This is a genomic window from Haloarcula sp. H-GB5, assembly GCF_054850705.1.
The window spans coordinates 1,474,529-1,489,717 of record NZ_JBTWBG010000002.1; the positions used below are offsets into that span (position 1 = coordinate 1,474,529).

Annotated in this window: 14 protein-coding genes; 4 read left to right on the forward strand and 10 right to left on the reverse strand. The window is 62.1% G+C overall.

Annotated elements, in window-relative coordinates:
• Window positions 1–14: 14 nt before the first annotated feature.
• The 7 genes from ACYJ11_RS15495 to ACYJ11_RS15525 all read right to left on the reverse strand — a co-directional run bounded on the left by ACYJ11_RS15495 (window position 15) and on the right by ACYJ11_RS15525 (window position 7,288).
• Window positions 15–1,223 (reverse strand): PP2C family protein-serine/threonine phosphatase, encoded by a 1,209-nt coding sequence (locus ACYJ11_RS15495; RefSeq protein ID WP_461648413.1) that lies wholly within the window; start codon window positions 1,221–1,223, stop codon window positions 15–17.
• Window positions 1,220–2,458, reverse strand: a complete 1,239-nt coding sequence (locus ACYJ11_RS15500; RefSeq protein ID WP_170096313.1) for a serine/threonine protein kinase — start codon at window positions 2,456–2,458, stop codon at window positions 1,220–1,222. Before ACYJ11_RS15500 ends, ACYJ11_RS15495 begins: the two co-directional genes overlap by 4 nt.
• A gap of 56 nt (window positions 2,459–2,514) precedes the next feature.
• Window positions 2,515–3,699, reverse strand: coding sequence for a vWA domain-containing protein (locus tag ACYJ11_RS15505; protein ID WP_188980063.1), 1,185 nt, complete (start codon window positions 3,697–3,699; stop codon window positions 2,515–2,517).
• A gap of 122 nt (window positions 3,700–3,821) precedes the next feature.
• On the reverse strand, window positions 3,822–4,436 hold the full coding sequence (locus ACYJ11_RS15510) for a hypothetical protein (RefSeq protein WP_461648414.1): 615 nt from the start codon (window positions 4,434–4,436) through the stop codon (window positions 3,822–3,824).
• Window positions 4,426–5,541 carry a DUF3179 domain-containing protein gene (locus ACYJ11_RS15515; protein WP_461648415.1) on the reverse strand — a complete coding sequence of 372 codons (1,116 nt, stop codon included), beginning with the start codon at window positions 5,539–5,541 and terminating at the stop codon, window positions 4,426–4,428. Before ACYJ11_RS15515 ends, ACYJ11_RS15510 begins: the two co-directional genes overlap by 11 nt.
• A gap of 108 nt (window positions 5,542–5,649) precedes the next feature.
• Window positions 5,650–6,288 (reverse strand): alpha/beta hydrolase, encoded by a 639-nt coding sequence (locus ACYJ11_RS15520; RefSeq protein WP_461648416.1) that lies wholly within the window; start codon window positions 6,286–6,288, stop codon window positions 5,650–5,652.
• 166 nt (window positions 6,289–6,454) lie between these two features.
• On the reverse strand, window positions 6,455–7,288 hold the full coding sequence (locus ACYJ11_RS15525) for a VOC family protein (protein ID WP_461648417.1): 834 nt from the start codon (window positions 7,286–7,288) through the stop codon (window positions 6,455–6,457).
• 285 nt (window positions 7,289–7,573) lie between these two features.
• Between ACYJ11_RS15525 and ACYJ11_RS15530 the strand changes: the two genes are divergently transcribed.
• Window positions 7,574–7,810 (forward strand): UPF0058 family protein, encoded by a 237-nt coding sequence (locus ACYJ11_RS15530; protein WP_004592453.1) that lies wholly within the window; start codon window positions 7,574–7,576, stop codon window positions 7,808–7,810.
• A 138-nt stretch (window positions 7,811–7,948) separates the two neighbouring features.
• Here ACYJ11_RS15530 and ACYJ11_RS15535 read toward each other — a convergent pair whose 3' ends face one another.
• Entirely contained in the window at window positions 7,949–8,422 is a 474-nt protein-coding gene (locus tag ACYJ11_RS15535) for a DUF555 domain-containing protein (protein ID WP_005534052.1), read from the reverse strand.
• 239 nt (window positions 8,423–8,661) lie between these two features.
• On the opposite strand from ACYJ11_RS15535, the gene ACYJ11_RS15540 reads away from it, so the two are divergent.
• Genes ACYJ11_RS15540 through ACYJ11_RS15550 form a run of 3 tightly spaced genes read left to right on the forward strand, consistent with a single transcriptional unit; the run spans window position 8,662 to window position 11,388 of the window.
• Window positions 8,662–9,570 carry a DNA-3-methyladenine glycosylase family protein gene (locus tag ACYJ11_RS15540; protein ID WP_461648418.1) on the forward strand — a complete coding sequence of 303 codons (909 nt, stop codon included), beginning with the start codon at window positions 8,662–8,664 and terminating at the stop codon, window positions 9,568–9,570.
• A gap of 53 nt (window positions 9,571–9,623) precedes the next feature.
• The gene (locus ACYJ11_RS15545) at window positions 9,624–9,899 is read left to right on the forward strand and encodes an acylphosphatase (RefSeq protein ID WP_461648419.1); all 276 of its coding nucleotides are present in this window, start codon (window positions 9,624–9,626) and stop codon (window positions 9,897–9,899) included.
• Between the two features lie 46 nt (window positions 9,900–9,945).
• Entirely contained in the window at window positions 9,946–11,388 is a 1,443-nt protein-coding gene (locus ACYJ11_RS15550) for an NAD(P)H-hydrate dehydratase (RefSeq protein WP_461648420.1), read from the forward strand.
• Between the two features lie 9 nt (window positions 11,389–11,397).
• Here the strand turns inward: ACYJ11_RS15550 and hflX are convergent, their stop codons facing one another.
• Together hflX and katG are read right to left on the reverse strand one after the other, a co-directional pair.
• Entirely contained in the window at window positions 11,398–12,708 is a 1,311-nt protein-coding gene (gene hflX, locus ACYJ11_RS15555; RefSeq protein WP_461648421.1) for a GTPase HflX, read from the reverse strand.
• Between the two features lie 176 nt (window positions 12,709–12,884).
• Window positions 12,885–15,080: a catalase/peroxidase HPI gene (gene katG / locus ACYJ11_RS15560; protein WP_188980045.1), complete on the reverse strand. Its 2,196-nt coding sequence runs from the start codon at window positions 15,078–15,080 to the stop codon at window positions 12,885–12,887.
• Window positions 15,081–15,189 lie beyond the last annotated feature (109 nt).

The following is a 15,189-nucleotide window of genomic DNA, read 5'->3' on the forward strand; positions in this document are numbered from 1 at the left end:
ACGAAACTTTCTCTCTACTCGTCTGTCATAATCACTGTGTCACGTTCGGAGATATCGAGGTCAGGATCGATATCTCGAACTGGCATCCCACCGCTTTCTGGTGTTTTTGGGAGCGCACTGTCAGCGAACAGGAGCACGGAGATGTTGTCTTTCCCACCGCGGTCGTTTGCAAGTGACACGAACTCCTGACTCGCTTCGTCGAGGGATGCTGCATCGAGGACAACGTCGCGGATCTCGTCGTCGGTGATGACCTCGTCGTGGATACGCTCGGCCACCGAATCAGCGTGATCCGAATCGACGTACTCCTCGTATAGCTCCGGCGCGTCGGTCTGTGCGTCAATGAGTCCGTCGCTGGTCGCCAACACCGTGTCTTCTGCGTACAGCCTGACCGTTCGTGTGTCCACCCCAACAGTCGCCTCATCTGGGTCCTCGTAGCCAGACCCGCCCAGCGCGCGCGTGATTTCGTTCCCATTGGGGTGGACATGTGCTTCCACGGGATCGATTTCGTCGCTGTCGACCCACTCCTGAACGACGGCGTGGTCTCTGGTCAGCGGCGAGATGGTCCCACGGGCACTGTTGACGACGTAGGCCCGGCTATCACCGACCCAGCCGTAATGGAGTTTGCCGTCGGCGTAGATCCCCGCGACAACCGTCGTGTAGGACTGTGTCCCGGTCTCGTTTGCGTACCGGATAATCTCGCGGTGAGCCGCCGTAATCGCCTCTGCCACGGCGGTTTCGAGTTCCCGCTCACCGGGCGGGTCCGGAAGGACATCACGGGCGACATCGACATCGAAGTCCCCGGGATAGCTCCGGGCCGTTCGAATCGCCACGGGAGCAAGCTGTTCGGCCACAATGGTCGTCGTGATATACGACGCGATGTCGCCGGCGTCGTGCCCGCCGGCCCCGTCAGCGACCACGAACACGCCGGCCGAGCGGTTCATCGGTTGTTCGGTGCCATCGGGTTCGGACGTATCTCCGTCGTCAATGTCAGCACCGTCCGTGTCGGCGGCCGTATACGCCGCCGTCTCAGTACCGACTGTCTCGTCTGTCACCTCCGCCGGCTCGCCGTCGTCTGCTGTATCCGAATCCTGCGGCTGCGGTCTGTCTTGCCCGCGGTAGCCGTCCCGGTGGCCCTCCTCGAACACCGTCAGCGAGACGCTGTCCTCGTTGATGCCCTGTCCTCGCTTCCTGTCGCCGATGTCGTAGTTCGTGCTGTATCTCATGACTCCTCCGGATGGAACTCGAACGTGACCCCGTAGGTCGGGTGGACCAGCGACACCAGATCACCGTCGGTCAGTGTCACTGACTCGGGGGGCACGTCACCGTGTCTGTCGGTTGGGTCCTCGCCTTCGGAGCGCAGACGGTTGCGTCCGGGTTCCGAGAGGACCCGCTGCCAACCCGCCCCCTTCTGGACGAACGTCCCGTTGAGGCTCCGGTCGTGGAGGGCCCACTCGCCGTCCTCGATGTCGAACTGGACCTGCACTGAGGAGATGTACTCTCCCTGCGGGTCTTCGATTGTTATCGATGCCGGGGGACCGCTCGCGCCCTGCCGCCCGATAGTGTCGCCCGGTTCGACGGTGAACTGCCTGTCCGCCTGGATGTACGTCACCGACGCCGTCGCTGGCGGCGTCGGATCTCGCCGTTCGAGGACCTCCTTGAGGACCGTCGCGTTCCGGTATCGGTCGCGGTAATGTGACTGCGTGGCCCGTTCGACGATTTCGGCCAGATAATCGTCGCAGTCGGCCCCGAACGCCTGCGGGTTCACCCCGTCTTTCTTCGGGACGCTCCCCTTGAGGAGGAACAAGAGTATCTTTCCGATCGAGTACACGTCCGACCAGGGACCTTGCCGAACGTCGGTTCGACTGGCCTCGGCGACCTCGCGGGGCTTGAACGGCCCCAGAATCGTCGTCCCGGTGTTCCCGGAGGAAGGATCTTCGGTGGCATCGAACCCCGTCGCCGTATTGAAGTCGATCAGCGTAGGCGTGATGTCGGGCGTAAGCATCACGTTCTCCGGTTTCAGGTCCCGATAGACGATCTCGTTTTCGTGGAGAAAGCCCATCGCGTCACAGAGATCGATGCCGATCTGGCGGACCTGTTCGCTGTCGTCGATTGGGCCGTGCTGGTCGATGACCTCGTCGAGTTCGATCCCGTCGACGATTAGCTGGACGACCAGAAACGGAACGTCACGCTCTGTGACCTGGTCGTAGTAGTCCATCACGTTCTCGTGGCCGCCGGCCCGGCGGATGCGTTCCAGCGAGCCGACCTCTTTTTTGAAGTACTCTTCGATGATGTCGGGGTCGTTCTGGGATTCAGTGTAGTTGGGGTATTTGACGGCGACCGACTCGCCGCTCTCGATGTCTGTAGCGCGGAACGCCTTTGCGAACCCTCCCTTGCCAAGGAACTCCTCGAGTTTGTACTGGCCGGCGATGACATCACCGCTCTCAGGTTCCCAGGTCATGAATCACCCGTTTCTCCGGCCAGTAGCGGCCCTGCTGACACCACAGATCGGGACGGTCACTTCTGGATACCCTCGTCGGTGACGATTTTCGTCGCCTTGTTTTGCTCCTTGCGTCCGCCTTCCATCACGATGCGTGTCTCCCGTTCGGCTGTCTCGACGGCCTCGGTATCCTCGCCGTGGATGCGCGTCATCCGCTCCAGTTGCGTCTGGGCTTCGGCAACGTTGCCCTTGCCGAGTTCGGTCTTGATAACGGTCTGTCGGTGGTCCACGTCGACCTGTTCGTTGTGTTCAGCCAGTTTCGCCTCGTCGTCGGTGTAGTCGACGGTAATTGACTCCTGCGTCGTTTCGCCGCCGGCGTGTAGCGTGACATCCGCCAGAGATACGGCGTCTTGCGGGTCATTGGCCGGAGCGTGGATCTTCAGGACGACCCGCTGGGTTTCCCGCTCAAGCAGGTCGGGCAGCGGCACGACGGCCGTGTTGTTTTCCCATTCGGGGTTCACGGACTGGGTCTGTGGAAGCGAGCGGTACACCTCGCTCACCTCGACACCGTCAGCCATGTCAAGTTCGAGACGGGCGTCAGGAGCGACAACGGTCCCAGCCTCCTCGACTGCGTCACCGAAAAACGACTCGATATCACCGGCGGCGTCCAGATGTGTCCATTCGCCGCGGGCAACGGTCCCGAGCGTCCGGATCGTCTCCTCGCGGTAGTCGCTCCCGATGCCCGCCGCCTTGATTCTGATACCCTCAGTGTCGATTTCGCGTGCTAGCGTGCCGAACGCCTCGGGGTCGTGGGAGTTGTCCTTCCCATCAGAGAGGAGCAAGACTCGCCGGGCCGTGTTATCGTCGGTCGGTAGATCCTGCAGAGACGCCTTCGCTTCCAGCAGGCCGCTGTACATATCAGTGCCCCCGCCTGCAGAGATGTCAGCGACCGCGTCCACTGCCGTTTCGCGCGAAATCGTTCCCCACCGCGTCGGCGAAAGCACCGTCGTGACCTCGTTGTCGAAGGCGATGATCGAGATGTAATCCTCCTCGTCGAGAAGCCCGAACACCCACTCAGCGCCGGCGCGTGCCTGCTCGATGTCGTCGCCGGCCATCGATCCACTGGCGTCGATACAGAGGGCAATCTGTCGCGTAGGTGGTTCCTCCAACCGTCCGGGCTCGACTTCGATCTCAGCGGTCAGTTTCGCCCCGCCCGTCGGCACGTAGGGTCGGTTGACCTCGCTCACGACAGTAGCGGTCATACTGGTAGATGGGTCGTACGGAGTAATTATATGTTTCCCTCAAATCGAGGGAAAAAAGTTCCAATCACGGTACAGCCCAGTAGCCTCTTGCTACTATCTGTCCCCACAGTAGTAGGTGCTATCTACGGAATCTGTCGCACTGTCTCGACGCGACTCCCGACCCAGAGAAGGGTTCCGAGCAGCGCCACGACAGTGAGGGGAAGGAGCCACTGGAACAGCGAGAGAAGCCCAGCGCTTGCCTGCACGCCAACAACGAGCAGGATAGTGGGCCCACAGCAGGCGAACCCGGAGAGCAGTCCTGGTAGTCCCGACACAACCCCTGCACCCGAGCCGAGACGGCAGGCCGCTGGGCCGCGCCACGCGACGACGGAGACGGCGAGGTTGAGTCCGACTAGCGCTGCCAAGACGCCCCCGAGAAGCATATTCAGCGGCGCGACGAGCAGTTCGACCGGGCCGACGACCACTAATGCAACCGGTTCCCACTGAAACGGGCCGACCTGCCGGAACGCACGAGTGAGCGGGTCACTGACGACAGAGATCTCGTAGGCGGGTGGGCCGAAACCCAGGTGTCTGAGACCAGCGAGATACAGCAGGAAGTACGCCACTCCAAACACACCCAGAAACACCTGTCCGTCACGGCGGCTGAGCGCTCCGCTGACCGCAACCCCGGTGTTCCGAAACAAGCGTTGGATGCTGGCAGCCGCACCTGTCTTGTCGGTCGAGCCGTCAGTTGACATACCCGCTCCCCGGATAGAAGCCGGCCCAGGCGAACCACATCGCGTCGAAGGACAGCGTGCGGTCCAGCGGGAGCGAGTCGGCATCATATGCCGTCGCGTCGATCATGTAGCCGTCGTCCGACGCTGCAACTGACATCGATTCTGGGTTCGCGTACACGTACCCGCTTGCGAGGTCAGTATCAGCGATAGCGACGTACGGCGTGTCGTCGATACGGCCGGTCAACACACCCTGATTCAGCAGTGTTTCCTTGTCGAATGCGAGCGCCCCTGTTTCCGTCCGCGTTCCGATGACCACGACTTTCGGGTGAGCGCGACTGTCGCCGTGCAGGGGTTCGAACAGCGTCCGCGTACTCGAATAGTAGCCACGCTTCTCGTTGTACTGACCGTACGGGTCAACGCCATAACGCCGTGAGAACCCCGTGTCTTCGGTGAGGATGCGCGTCTCCGGATAGACGCTGGACCAGTGGCTCCACGTTGTCCAGGTGACCCGGAACTCACGCAGCGACTCGCCAGTTAGTGGGCCTTTAATTGCCGTCGCGAGCATCTGTGGCCACCAGCTATCGGTGCCCCGGTCGTACATCGTCAGATTCGAGTTTACCAGCCGCCCGGAGACGCCAAACTCCACCGGGCCACGCTCGAACCCCTGGGCGGTGCCCGTTAACGGACAGTACGTCACAGCGACGGCGTCGCCGGCAATGGTGTCGTTCACTATCTCGTGATGGACGAGTATGTACTGGGGATAGGCTTTCGCCTCCCCGTCCCGGACGACGCCGAACACCGGGTCGTCCGGAGCTAATCCGTCCGGGGGCGTATCCGCAAACGTCGGGTCGTCGATGGCCGGAATCCCATCTTTTGGAACGCCGCCGCTGACGATATGCTCTTCGAGTGTCCCAGTCTCGTAATCCAGATGCAGGCGGCTATCAGCTGTGGGCGGTTCTGGTCTGTCGTTCCGGTCGGTTGCCGTCGACGCCGCGCTGGTTCCAGTGCTGGAGTCGGGTTCCGAGCCAGCTCCAGCAGTAGCACCGTCATCCCCAACACAGCCTGCGCCGCCGAGCGTCACACCGGCCCCAACTGTAGTGAGAAACCGTCGGCGGGAAATCCTCATGCTATGTGTGAGTTTCCCAACCACTAAACCTCGCGGTGAGGTGCCGGTAACTCCCTGTTCGGCCGCTCAGCGAGGGGGTTTCGGTGAACGGACCAGCGGTCGGACCGCCTAATCGGCGAGGGTAGCGACCAGCGACGAGACGTACGCCAGTTCGTCCTCATTGACGCCGTGGCCCATCCCCTCGTAGATGCGCTCCTCGACATCCCCGTTCAGCTGCTCGAAGACCGAGGCTGTGACGTGCACGCGTTCTTCGGGGATGTGTGGGTCAACATTGCTACAGCCCAGAAACACCGGTGTCTCCTCGATGTCGCCCTCGTACTCACTTTCGTCGATGGTCTCGCCGATGAGGCCGCCACTGAGGGCGACGAGGGCACCGTAACGCCGTGGGTTGCGAGCAACAAATTCGCTTGCGAGACAGGCCCCCTGCGAGAAACCCAGCACGAGCACGTGATCAGTCGGTATCCCGGCTTCCTCAGCCTCTGTGACAGCATCCTCGATAGCCTGTAGTCCCGATGTCCGCCCGGGCTCGTTCTGCTCGACTGGCGAGAGGAACGAGTTGGGATACCAGGTGTTCCGCGCGGCCTGCGGCGCAAGGAGAGCCAGCCCGTCCTGCTGGAACTCCGCCCCCATCTGGACGATGCTTCGAGCCGTCGCACCCCGGCCGTGGACCAGCACTGCCGCCGCGCTTGCCTCCGACAGCGCAGTTCCCGCGGTCACGAGCTGCTGGCCCTGATGGGGGCCGCTCATCGCTCTCCTTCCGGTCGTTGGCTTCGTCCTGTCACGCCCGTGCAGTCGGTTTCCCCTACAGTTCGCCCGGCCACCGTAGTCAGCCACCGTGTCGTATGCATACTCCAGATAACGCGCGAAGACACTTGAGTTGGCACTTCGGTCAATCGGTCGAAATATCCCGTATTCAGGTTCGCAGGCGGAGTTCGATGTCGTCGCCGTCGTGCACTGTGAGACCGGCATCGGTTTCCGCGACAGCATAGTCGGACTGACGGAGGCGCTTCTCTGCCGACTCAAGAGTCGCTTCGTCGGGGAGTTGAATCTCGAACCACGCCAGTCCCTGCCCGGTTTGGGGCCCGGACCGCCGCTGCCAGACGTTGGCACCGATGTGGTGGTGGTAGTCACCGGCCGCCAGGAACACCGCGCCGTCGTACGTGGCCCTGACGCGCAGTCCGAGTGCGTTGGCGTAGAACGACCGGGCTGTCTCCACTGACGAGACTTCTAGATGTACGTGTCCGATGTCGGAGTCCCCGGGCATCGACTGTTCGCCGGTCGCAGCAGCCGCGACTGACTGCGTGTCGAGGGGTTCAGTTACCATTTTGACGTGCCCCGACGGTGTCTCACTCCACGATGCCCGCGGAAAGTCCCGATAGATCTCGACGCCGTTCCCGGCCGGGTCCGACAGATACAGCGCCTCGCTGACACCGTGGTCCGATGCGCCGTCGAGTGTCCACTCCGAGTCGATACGCTGGAGTGCGTCACCCAGCGCCGCTCGCGATGGAACGCGAAACGCAATGTGATACAGCCCGGTCGATGAAGCCTCTCTCGCTGGTGCGTCTGGACGATGATGCAGAACTAACAGTTCCTGTCCACCCGCACCGAGTATCGTCCGATCGTCGTCTGCGTCCAAGACATGGAGACCGACAACATCACGGTAGAAATCGACAGTCGATGATAGATCAGCAACAGTCAGGGCCACCCGACCGATCTCGGTTTCCGGGGGAAGCGTCGCTTTGTCCATACTGATAGGAGACGTAGACAGCCCATAGTTCTGGGTGCCAGCAGTAGACACCCGCAATACGTTTGAGGTGGCAGTGTTCGCCCTAGCGCGCTCCACCGGTGAGTACGCTTGCTTTGCTAGCACACAGCACTGTCTTTTGGGAAATGGTAAAATTTAGTGTAAAATATCCAGAATATACTCCACATCAAAAATTATGCATAAACTATTACGTATTATTAGCAGAGACGTGTGTTAACCTTCATCAGAGTAGTACTATAACCTTCGAGTTGTTACCTTGGGTTGACTATGAAAAAGCAGGAGCTCATCCACCTTCACGGCCTGCTTGCACAGGTACAGAACCACTACGAAGCCGAATCCGGGACAGAAGTGGACCACGACGAATACGAGGAACTGGGCGTCAAGCCGACATCGATTCACAAGTCGAAAACAGACCACAAGGCCGCTGTCTTTGCGATTGCTGACGGTATTGCCTCCGAAATGGCTGACGAAACCAAAGAGCCTGTTTCTGCCGCCGCGGACTAACGGTTCTCCGTAGTTTCTACGCAGTTCTCCCGACCAGCACTGCGATTAGTGACCGTATAACCGCTGTCAGACGTATGTCAGAGCTGCAATACGTCGAGAGTGCAACACAGAGATTCCCCTGCCACTCGGTGGCCGTGCTTACTCGTCGATTAATTCCTCGAACTCGGGTAACACGTCGTCCGATTCGTCCTCTGACTGGTCCGGTGGCAGGTCGTCGGCCTCGGTTGCCGACTCTGCGGACGAGGACTCGTCTTCTGCCGTCTCGTCTGACTCCTCCGGAATCTCTTCGATTTCGAGCACGTCGAGCGGGATGTTCTCGAGCCGTTGCCCGATCTCCTTGCGGGCGATGCGGGCGGCGTGTTCGTCCCGTTCGACGTTGAAGACGGTCATCTCCAGTTCGAGTGCGACGAGGCTTTCATCGGCTGCGAGAAACGCAGGTTCCAGTGTCTCACCGCAGTGCGGACAGTGCCGATCTCCCATGTTGATTTCGACGTAGTTGAGGTCGGGATTCAGCATCTCGCCCGTCTTCGAGATGGCGATGCGAACTGCCTCATCCGCAGATGCCACGTCGTACACTGGGACTGCGGCCTCGACAACAACTCGGCAATTCATGGTAGTATGTTTGTTTCCCAATATAATGAAGGTTAGCCCTGAAACAGTACTTCTCGTACTTCCCGTATACCGGGGTGCAGAGAGACGGAGAACCCGACCGAGTAGTAGACTGCAAAACATCACGACGACGAAACACAGTGATAGGTGAGACGGGTGCGGCTGCTAGGTTGCTAGTTGGTATCAAACCAACGCAAGCGGAACTCGTAACGCCATTACCTCCGAGCCCGTATACTCGAACAATGGAACAGGGCGTCATTGATGTGGAGTCGCTGGCCGGCGGTATCGATTTGCAGGCAACTGTCGAGAGCGGGCAGTCATACCTGTGGAACCGGGACGACGGCGAAATGTACCAGCGCGAGGGTGCAACCGGCGGCGACGCGTGGTACTGGACGACAATCCGCCGAGACGGGTCACCAGCAGTCATCCGTGTTCGGCAGCGGGACGGGGTGCTCGAATGGGAATCAACAGTCGACGCCGAGGCGATACTCAGACGGCTCCTTCGACTTGACGACGATCTCGCCGCGATTCGGGCGACGGCACCGGACGACGACGTGGTTCAGTCGGCCTACGATACGTTCTGGGGGATGCGGCTGGTTCAGGACCCCCCGTTTGGCTCCCTCATCTCGTTCATCTGCTCGGCCCAGATGCGTGTAGCTCGGATTCACAATATGCAACAGGCGCTCCGTGACGCGTTCGGTGAAACGGTCGAGTTCAGCGGGCGGACGTACAACGCCTATCCGACGCCGTCCGCGCTGGCAGAGACAACAGAAGAACGGCTCCGGGACCTCGGACTGGGCTATCGCGCACCGTACGTCCAGCGCACTGCGGAGATGGTCGCAAGCGGCGAGGCCGACCCCGAGGAAGCTGTCGGCCTTGACTACGAGGACGCCAGGGAGTCGCTCACCCGCTTCGTCGGCGTCGGCGACAAGGTCGCGGACTGCGTGTTGCTGTTCTCGCTTGATTACCTCGAAGCGGTCCCGCTAGACACCTGGATCCGGACGACCATCGAGGAGTATTATCCGGAGTGCGAGCGGGGGAACTACACCGACACGTCGCGGGCGATCCGGGCAGCACTGGGTGGGGAGTTCGCCGGCTACACGCAGACGTATCTGTTCCACTACCTCAGAACGGGCAGTAACGAGGACTGACACGCGTGGCGGAAGGCGACAGTATAACGGAGTCCGCCGGCAAACCCTCGGCTATGGCTCGCACGCGAGCACACGTGTTCGTCTCCGGTCGTGTTCAGGGCGTCTATTACAGAGCGACCACGCGGGAGCGCGCACAGGACCACGGGGTCGAGGGGTGGGTCCGCAATCTCGACGACGGCCGCGTCGAAGCGGTGTTCGAAGGCCCCGAAGCCGACGTGGAAGCGATGATCGAGTTCTGCCACGAGGGGAGCGAACGTGCGAACGTGACCGATGTCGACGTCGAGCACGAGGACCCGGAGGGTGTCGACGGGTTCGAGGTCCGCTGGTAGGCCGCCGTCCCGTAGAGTTACTTCACTGGCGAGCGAACCCGCGGCTATGCTCACCGGCTCCGAAATGGGTGTCGTCGATGAGAACGCCGCTGCGCTCGGCGTCCCGCGCAAGCAGTTGATGGAGTCGTCCGGACACGCCGTCGCACAGGCGGTCCGTACCATCGCTGACCCCGGCGACCAGGTCACTATCGTCGCCGGACGGGGAAACAACGGCGGGGACGCGCTCGTCGCCGCCCGCTTCCTCGACGACTACGACCTCCGCGTCCTCCTGTTGGGCCGTCAGGGTGCTATTTCGACGACAATCGCCAGGGAGAATTGGGACGCCCTCCAGCAGGCCGAGTATCCGACGGAGACGGTCAGGGATTCCTCGGCACTACATCTCGGAACCCCTGCTGTCATCGTCGACGCGATGTTGGGCACGGGCATTACCGGCGACCTCCGGGAACCAGCGGCGACGGCCGCCGCGGCGATGAACGAGAGCGACGCGACCGTCCTCTCTGTGGATGTCCCGTCCGGCCTCGACGCCGAAACGGGGCGGCTGGCCGAGAACGCCGTCGACGCCGACCACGTCGTCACGTTTCACGACATCAAGCCCGGCCTGCCGGACCTCGACGTACCAGTCACAGTCGCTGACATCGGCATCCCCGACGCAGCGGAGTTGTTCATCGAGCGGGGCGACCTCACCCGGCTCGAACGTGACCCCGCGAGCCACAAGGGCGACAACGGCGAAGTGCTGGTCGTCGGCGGCGGTCCGTACACCGGTGCGCCGGCGCTTTCCGCACAGGCTGCACTCAGAGGCGGGGCCGACCTCGTTCGAGTCGCCTGCCCCGCTGTCGTCGCTCGCGAGATCCAGTCCTACAGCGAGAACCTCATCCTCAGACCCTTCGACGGGGAAAACCTCGCGCCGCCGCACGTCGACCGCCTCGCCGAACTGGCGGCGGACCACGATACGCTGATCGTCGGGCCCGGGCTCGGGAACGCCGACGCGACGCTGGAAGCGGTCGCGGACCTGCTGTCCGGATTTGAGGGAACGGCCGTCGTCGATGCCGACGCTCTGTCTGTGATTCCGGACATCGAAACGGACGCGGAACTCGTCTGTACGCCCCACCAGGGCGAACTTCTCGGTATGGGCGGTGAGACCGCCGAAGACTGGCGGGAACGGGCGGACCTCGTGGAGTCCTTCGCCTCGGAGATCGGCCAGACGCTGCTGGTCAAGGGTCCGTACGACATCGTCTCTGACGGCGAGCAGACCCGCGTCGGACGAACCGGCAATCCCGGGATGACGGTCGGCGGAACCGGCGACGTGCTTGCGGGCGTGACGGGCGCACTCGCCTCTGTGCAGGACCCACTCGATGCGGCCGCCATCGCCGCCTACACTGTTGGCAGCGTCGGTGACCGTGTCGTCGACGACCGCGGCTACGGATTGGTCGCGACGGACCTGCTAGACGAGATACCGAGCGTTCTGTGGCAGCGAGAAGCAGAACCGTAGCGTCCGTAGTCAGGCCGACGCACCGACCAGGTCCCCGGCTTTCGCCCGGGATTGCTCGATGATGGCCGGCCTGGCTTCGAACTCGATGACTACCTGATCGCCGTAATCGACCGTGTCGACGCTAGCGTGGTCGTGGATCCACGAGACGAGGCTCATCGTGTCGTCGGTCATCGGAAGCACGAGCCGCTCCCGTTCGTAGTCTGGCAGTTCGTGGTCGATGCGGTCCGCCAAGTCGTCGATGTTGAGCCCCTGTTTGGCGCTGACAGCGACAGGGTTCGGTGCCAGCGACGACAGCGCGTCTTTCTTGCGACGGACCTCTTCGTCGTCGACCATATCGGTCTTGTTGAGGACCGTGACGATCGGGGCCTCGTTGCGCTCGTACAGCGTGTCGTGGCTCGTCACCAACTTCTCGCGGATCTCCTCGACTGACTCCGAAATATCGACGACGAGCAAGACGAGGTCGGCGTGGTACACCGACCCCAGCGTGGACTTGAACGACTCAACGAGCCAGTGGGGGAGGTCCTGAATGAACCCCACCGTATCGGTGACAAGCACCTCGCGCTTGCCGATTTCGGCGCGGCGAGTGGTCGTCCCGAGCGTCGTGAACAGGCGGTCCTCGCTCTCTGCCGTGGTGTCGAGGTCGGGGTGCAGGTCGTCGTTCTCGTCCACGTCGAGGTCATCTGCGAGGCGGCGCAGCAGCGTCGACTTCCCGGCGTTAGTGTAGCCAGCCAGCGCAACGAGGTCGAAACCGGACTCGCGGCGCTGTTCCCGGCGATGGCGCTCGGTCTCCTCGATGGATTCCAGTTCGTCCCGGATGTTGGCGATCTGCTTTTTGATGTCCTCTTCGCGGGACTCGTCGTACTCGCCGAGCCCCATGAACCCCGGGCGCTCGTCGCGTTTGGCCAGACTCGCCTTGGCCTCGGCACGCGGGAGTTCGTAGCGGAGCTCTGCGAGTTCGACCTGCAGCTGGGCTTTCCGTGTCTGGGCCCGCTGGCCGAAGATTTCGAGGATGAGCCGGAAGCGGTCGATGACGCGCACACGCTCGGGGAGTTCGTTCCCGATGTTGTACGTCTGATACGGGCCGAGCTGGTTGTCGAAGATCACGACAACGGCCCCTTCGCGGGCGACCACGTTGCTCAGTCGCGTTACCTTCCCCTCGCCGAGGTGGTACGCCGGGTCCTCCGTTCTGGTCTGTGTGATCTCGCCGACGACATCGTACCCGGCCGCCCGGGCAAGGTCCCGGATCTCTTCGGTGTCGGCGGTGCCACTGTCGACGCGCTTCGCGATGACCGCTCGTTCGGTGGTGTGTGTCGCCGTCACTCGTTGTGAGGATACGGTGTCCGATTATTTAACCCCCCGGGCGGTTCGCAGTAACGTCCAGTGAGGCGGTGGTTCAGCGGTAAAAAGGCAGATGCCACGCGGTAACGGCGGTCGGTTGCTGACGTGGGACCGCTCTGTCTCGCGATAGCCACCGAGGCGGTGGCGTTTACTCCGATCTATTCGAGGTCGAAGCGGTCGAGCTTCATGACCTTGCTCCACGTGTCCACGAAGTCGTGGACGAGCTTCTCCTCCGCGTCAGCAGAGCCGTAGACTTCCGAGATCGCTCGGAGTCGGTCGTTCGAGCCGAAGATTAGGTCGATGCGTGTGGCTTCCCACTTGACCTCGCCGGTGTCGCGGTCGAGACCCTTATATCGGTGTTCCGAGTCCGCTGCCGGCTCCCACTCCGTGCCCATGTCGAGCAGGTTCACGAAGAAGTCGTTGGTCAGCGTCTCCGGCTCGTCGGTCAAGACGCCGAGGTCGGTGTCCTGATAGTTCGCACCGATCGAGCGCATGCCGCCGATCAGCGCCGTCAGTTCTGAGGCCGTCAGGTTCAGCAGGTCCGCGTTGTCGACCAGCACTTCCTCGGCCGGTCGCACGATGTCGTCCTGAATGTAGTTCCGGGCCCCGTCGACCTTCGGCTTGAGCGCGTCGAAGGAGGCAGCGTCGGTGTGTTCCGGCTCGGCATCCACTCGGCCGGGTTCGAACGGGATCTCGACGTCGTAGCCGGCGTTCGCTGCCGCCTGCTCAACGGCTGCGTTACCGCCAAGCACGATCAGGTCCGCAAGCGAGACCTGCGTCCCGTCGGAGCGCGAATCGTTGAACTCCGCCTGGATGTTTTCGAGCGTTCCCAGGACCGTCTCTAGCTGTTCCGGCTCATTGACCTCCCAGTTCTTCTGGGGTTCGAGCCGGAGGCGAGCGCCGTTGGCACCGCCGCGCTTGTCGCTGTCGCGGTAGGTCGATGCCGACGCCCACGCGGTCTTGACGAGCTGGGAGATAGAGAGGTCCGAGTCGAGGATCTCCTCTTTGAGTTCGGCAATCTCCGCGTCCCCGATGAGGTCGTAGTCAGCGTCCGGGAGCGGGTCCTGCCAGATCATCTCCTCGTCAGGAACCTCCGGGCCGAGGAACCGCTCGGGCGGCCCCATGTCGCGGTGGGTCAGCTTGTACCAGGCCTTCGCGAAGTTCATCCCGAACTCCATCGGGTTCTCCTGGAAGGTCTCCATGACCTCTCGGTAGTCCGGATCTCGCTTCAGCGCGATGTCCGTCGTGAGCATCATCGGCGTCTGCTTTTCGTCCGGGTCGTGGGCGTCCGGGACGCTGTTTTTCAGCTCCTCGCTCTTGGGTGCCCACTGCCACGCGCCGCCGGGACCCTTCTCCGGCTCCCACTCGTAGTCAAGCAAGTTGTTGATGTAGCCCATGTCCCACTCGGTCGGCGACTGGGTCCACGGCCCTTCGATACCGCTCGTGATCATCTCGCCGCCCTTGCTGTTCCCGTTCTTGTTCTGCCACCCGAGACCCTGTTGCTCGATTGGGGCCGCTTCCGGCTCGGGACCGAGGTTCTCTTCGGGGTCGTCAGCGCCGTGGACCTTCCCGAACGTGTGTCCGCCGGCGATGAGTGCAGCCGTCTCTTTGTCATTCATCGCCATCCGGTCGAACGTCTGGCGGATGTTCTTCGCCGACGCCTCGGGGTCCGGGTTGCCGTTTGGCCCTTCCGGGTTCACGTAGATGAGGCCCATCACGGAGGCACCGAGCCCTTCCTGGAGTTCACCGGGCTCGTCGAAGCGCTCCTGCGTTTCCATCTCGTCTTCCGGCCCCCAGTTGACAGCCTTGTCCTCCTCGAAGGCGTCCTCGCGGCCGCCGGCGTAGCCGAACGTCTTGAATCCCATCGACTCGATGGCGACGTTCCCTGCGAGGATCATCAGGTCGGCCCAGGAGATCTTACGGCCGTACTTCTGCTTGATCGGCAGGAGCAGTCGCCGCGCCTTGTCGAGGTTCGCGTTGTCCGGCCAGCTGTTGATCGGTGCAAAACGCTGCCGACCGCCAGCCGCACCGCCGCGCCCGTCGGCGGTCCGGTACGTCCCGGCGCTGTGCCAGGCCATCCGGATGAACAGCGGACCATAGTGGCCGTAGTCGGCTGGCCACCAGTCCTGGGACGATGTCATCAGCTCTTCGAGATCCGACTTCACCGCTTCGAGATCAAGTTTCTGAAACTCCTCCGCGTAATCGAAATCGTCCTCCATCGGACCGACATCCCGGGCGTTCTGATCGAGAATCTCCAGGTTCAGCTTGTTTGGCCACCAGTCCTGGTTAGATTTTGGTCGCCGCGACTGTCCGCTTGAGGCACCGCTCATATCGGAATTCGGTGTTTCTGCCATCTTAACAGTAAGAAGGATTCGTTCCTCGAATACAAATCTTTGGATATGAGTAAAGAAATAGCACAGTGTCGAAAATAATTCCCCCTGAATTCTTTGGGATACCCGGGCA

Coding starts and splice junctions, on each gene's coding strand:
- ACYJ11_RS15535 (WP_005534052.1), bottom strand. CDS start 8,422: ATGAATTGCCGAGTTGTTGTCGAGGCCGCAGTCCCAGTGTACGACGTG.
- ACYJ11_RS15550 (WP_461648420.1), top strand. CDS start 9,946: ATGCTCACCGGCTCCGAAATGGGTGTCGTCGATGAGAACGCCGCTGCG.
- ACYJ11_RS15530 (WP_004592453.1), top strand. CDS start 7,574: ATGAAAAAGCAGGAGCTCATCCACCTTCACGGCCTGCTTGCACAGGTA.
- ACYJ11_RS15545 (WP_461648419.1), top strand. CDS start 9,624: ATGGCTCGCACGCGAGCACACGTGTTCGTCTCCGGTCGTGTTCAGGGC.
- ACYJ11_RS15525 (WP_461648417.1), bottom strand. CDS start 7,288: ATGGACAAAGCGACGCTTCCCCCGGAAACCGAGATCGGTCGGGTGGCC.
- ACYJ11_RS15495 (WP_461648413.1), bottom strand. CDS start 1,223: ATGAGATACAGCACGAACTACGACATCGGCGACAGGAAGCGAGGACAG.
- ACYJ11_RS15540 (WP_461648418.1), top strand. CDS start 8,662: ATGGAACAGGGCGTCATTGATGTGGAGTCGCTGGCCGGCGGTATCGAT.
- ACYJ11_RS15520 (WP_461648416.1), bottom strand. CDS start 6,288: ATGAGCGGCCCCCATCAGGGCCAGCAGCTCGTGACCGCGGGAACTGCG.
- ACYJ11_RS15515 (WP_461648415.1), bottom strand. CDS start 5,541: ATGAGGATTTCCCGCCGACGGTTTCTCACTACAGTTGGGGCCGGTGTG.
- ACYJ11_RS15505 (WP_188980063.1), bottom strand. CDS start 3,699: ATGACCGCTACTGTCGTGAGCGAGGTCAACCGACCCTACGTGCCGACG.
- katG (WP_188980045.1), bottom strand. CDS start 15,080: ATGGCAGAAACACCGAATTCCGATATGAGCGGTGCCTCAAGCGGACAG.
- ACYJ11_RS15510 (WP_461648414.1), bottom strand. CDS start 4,436: ATGTCAACTGACGGCTCGACCGACAAGACAGGTGCGGCTGCCAGCATC.
- ACYJ11_RS15500 (WP_170096313.1), bottom strand. CDS start 2,458: ATGACCTGGGAACCTGAGAGCGGTGATGTCATCGCCGGCCAGTACAAA.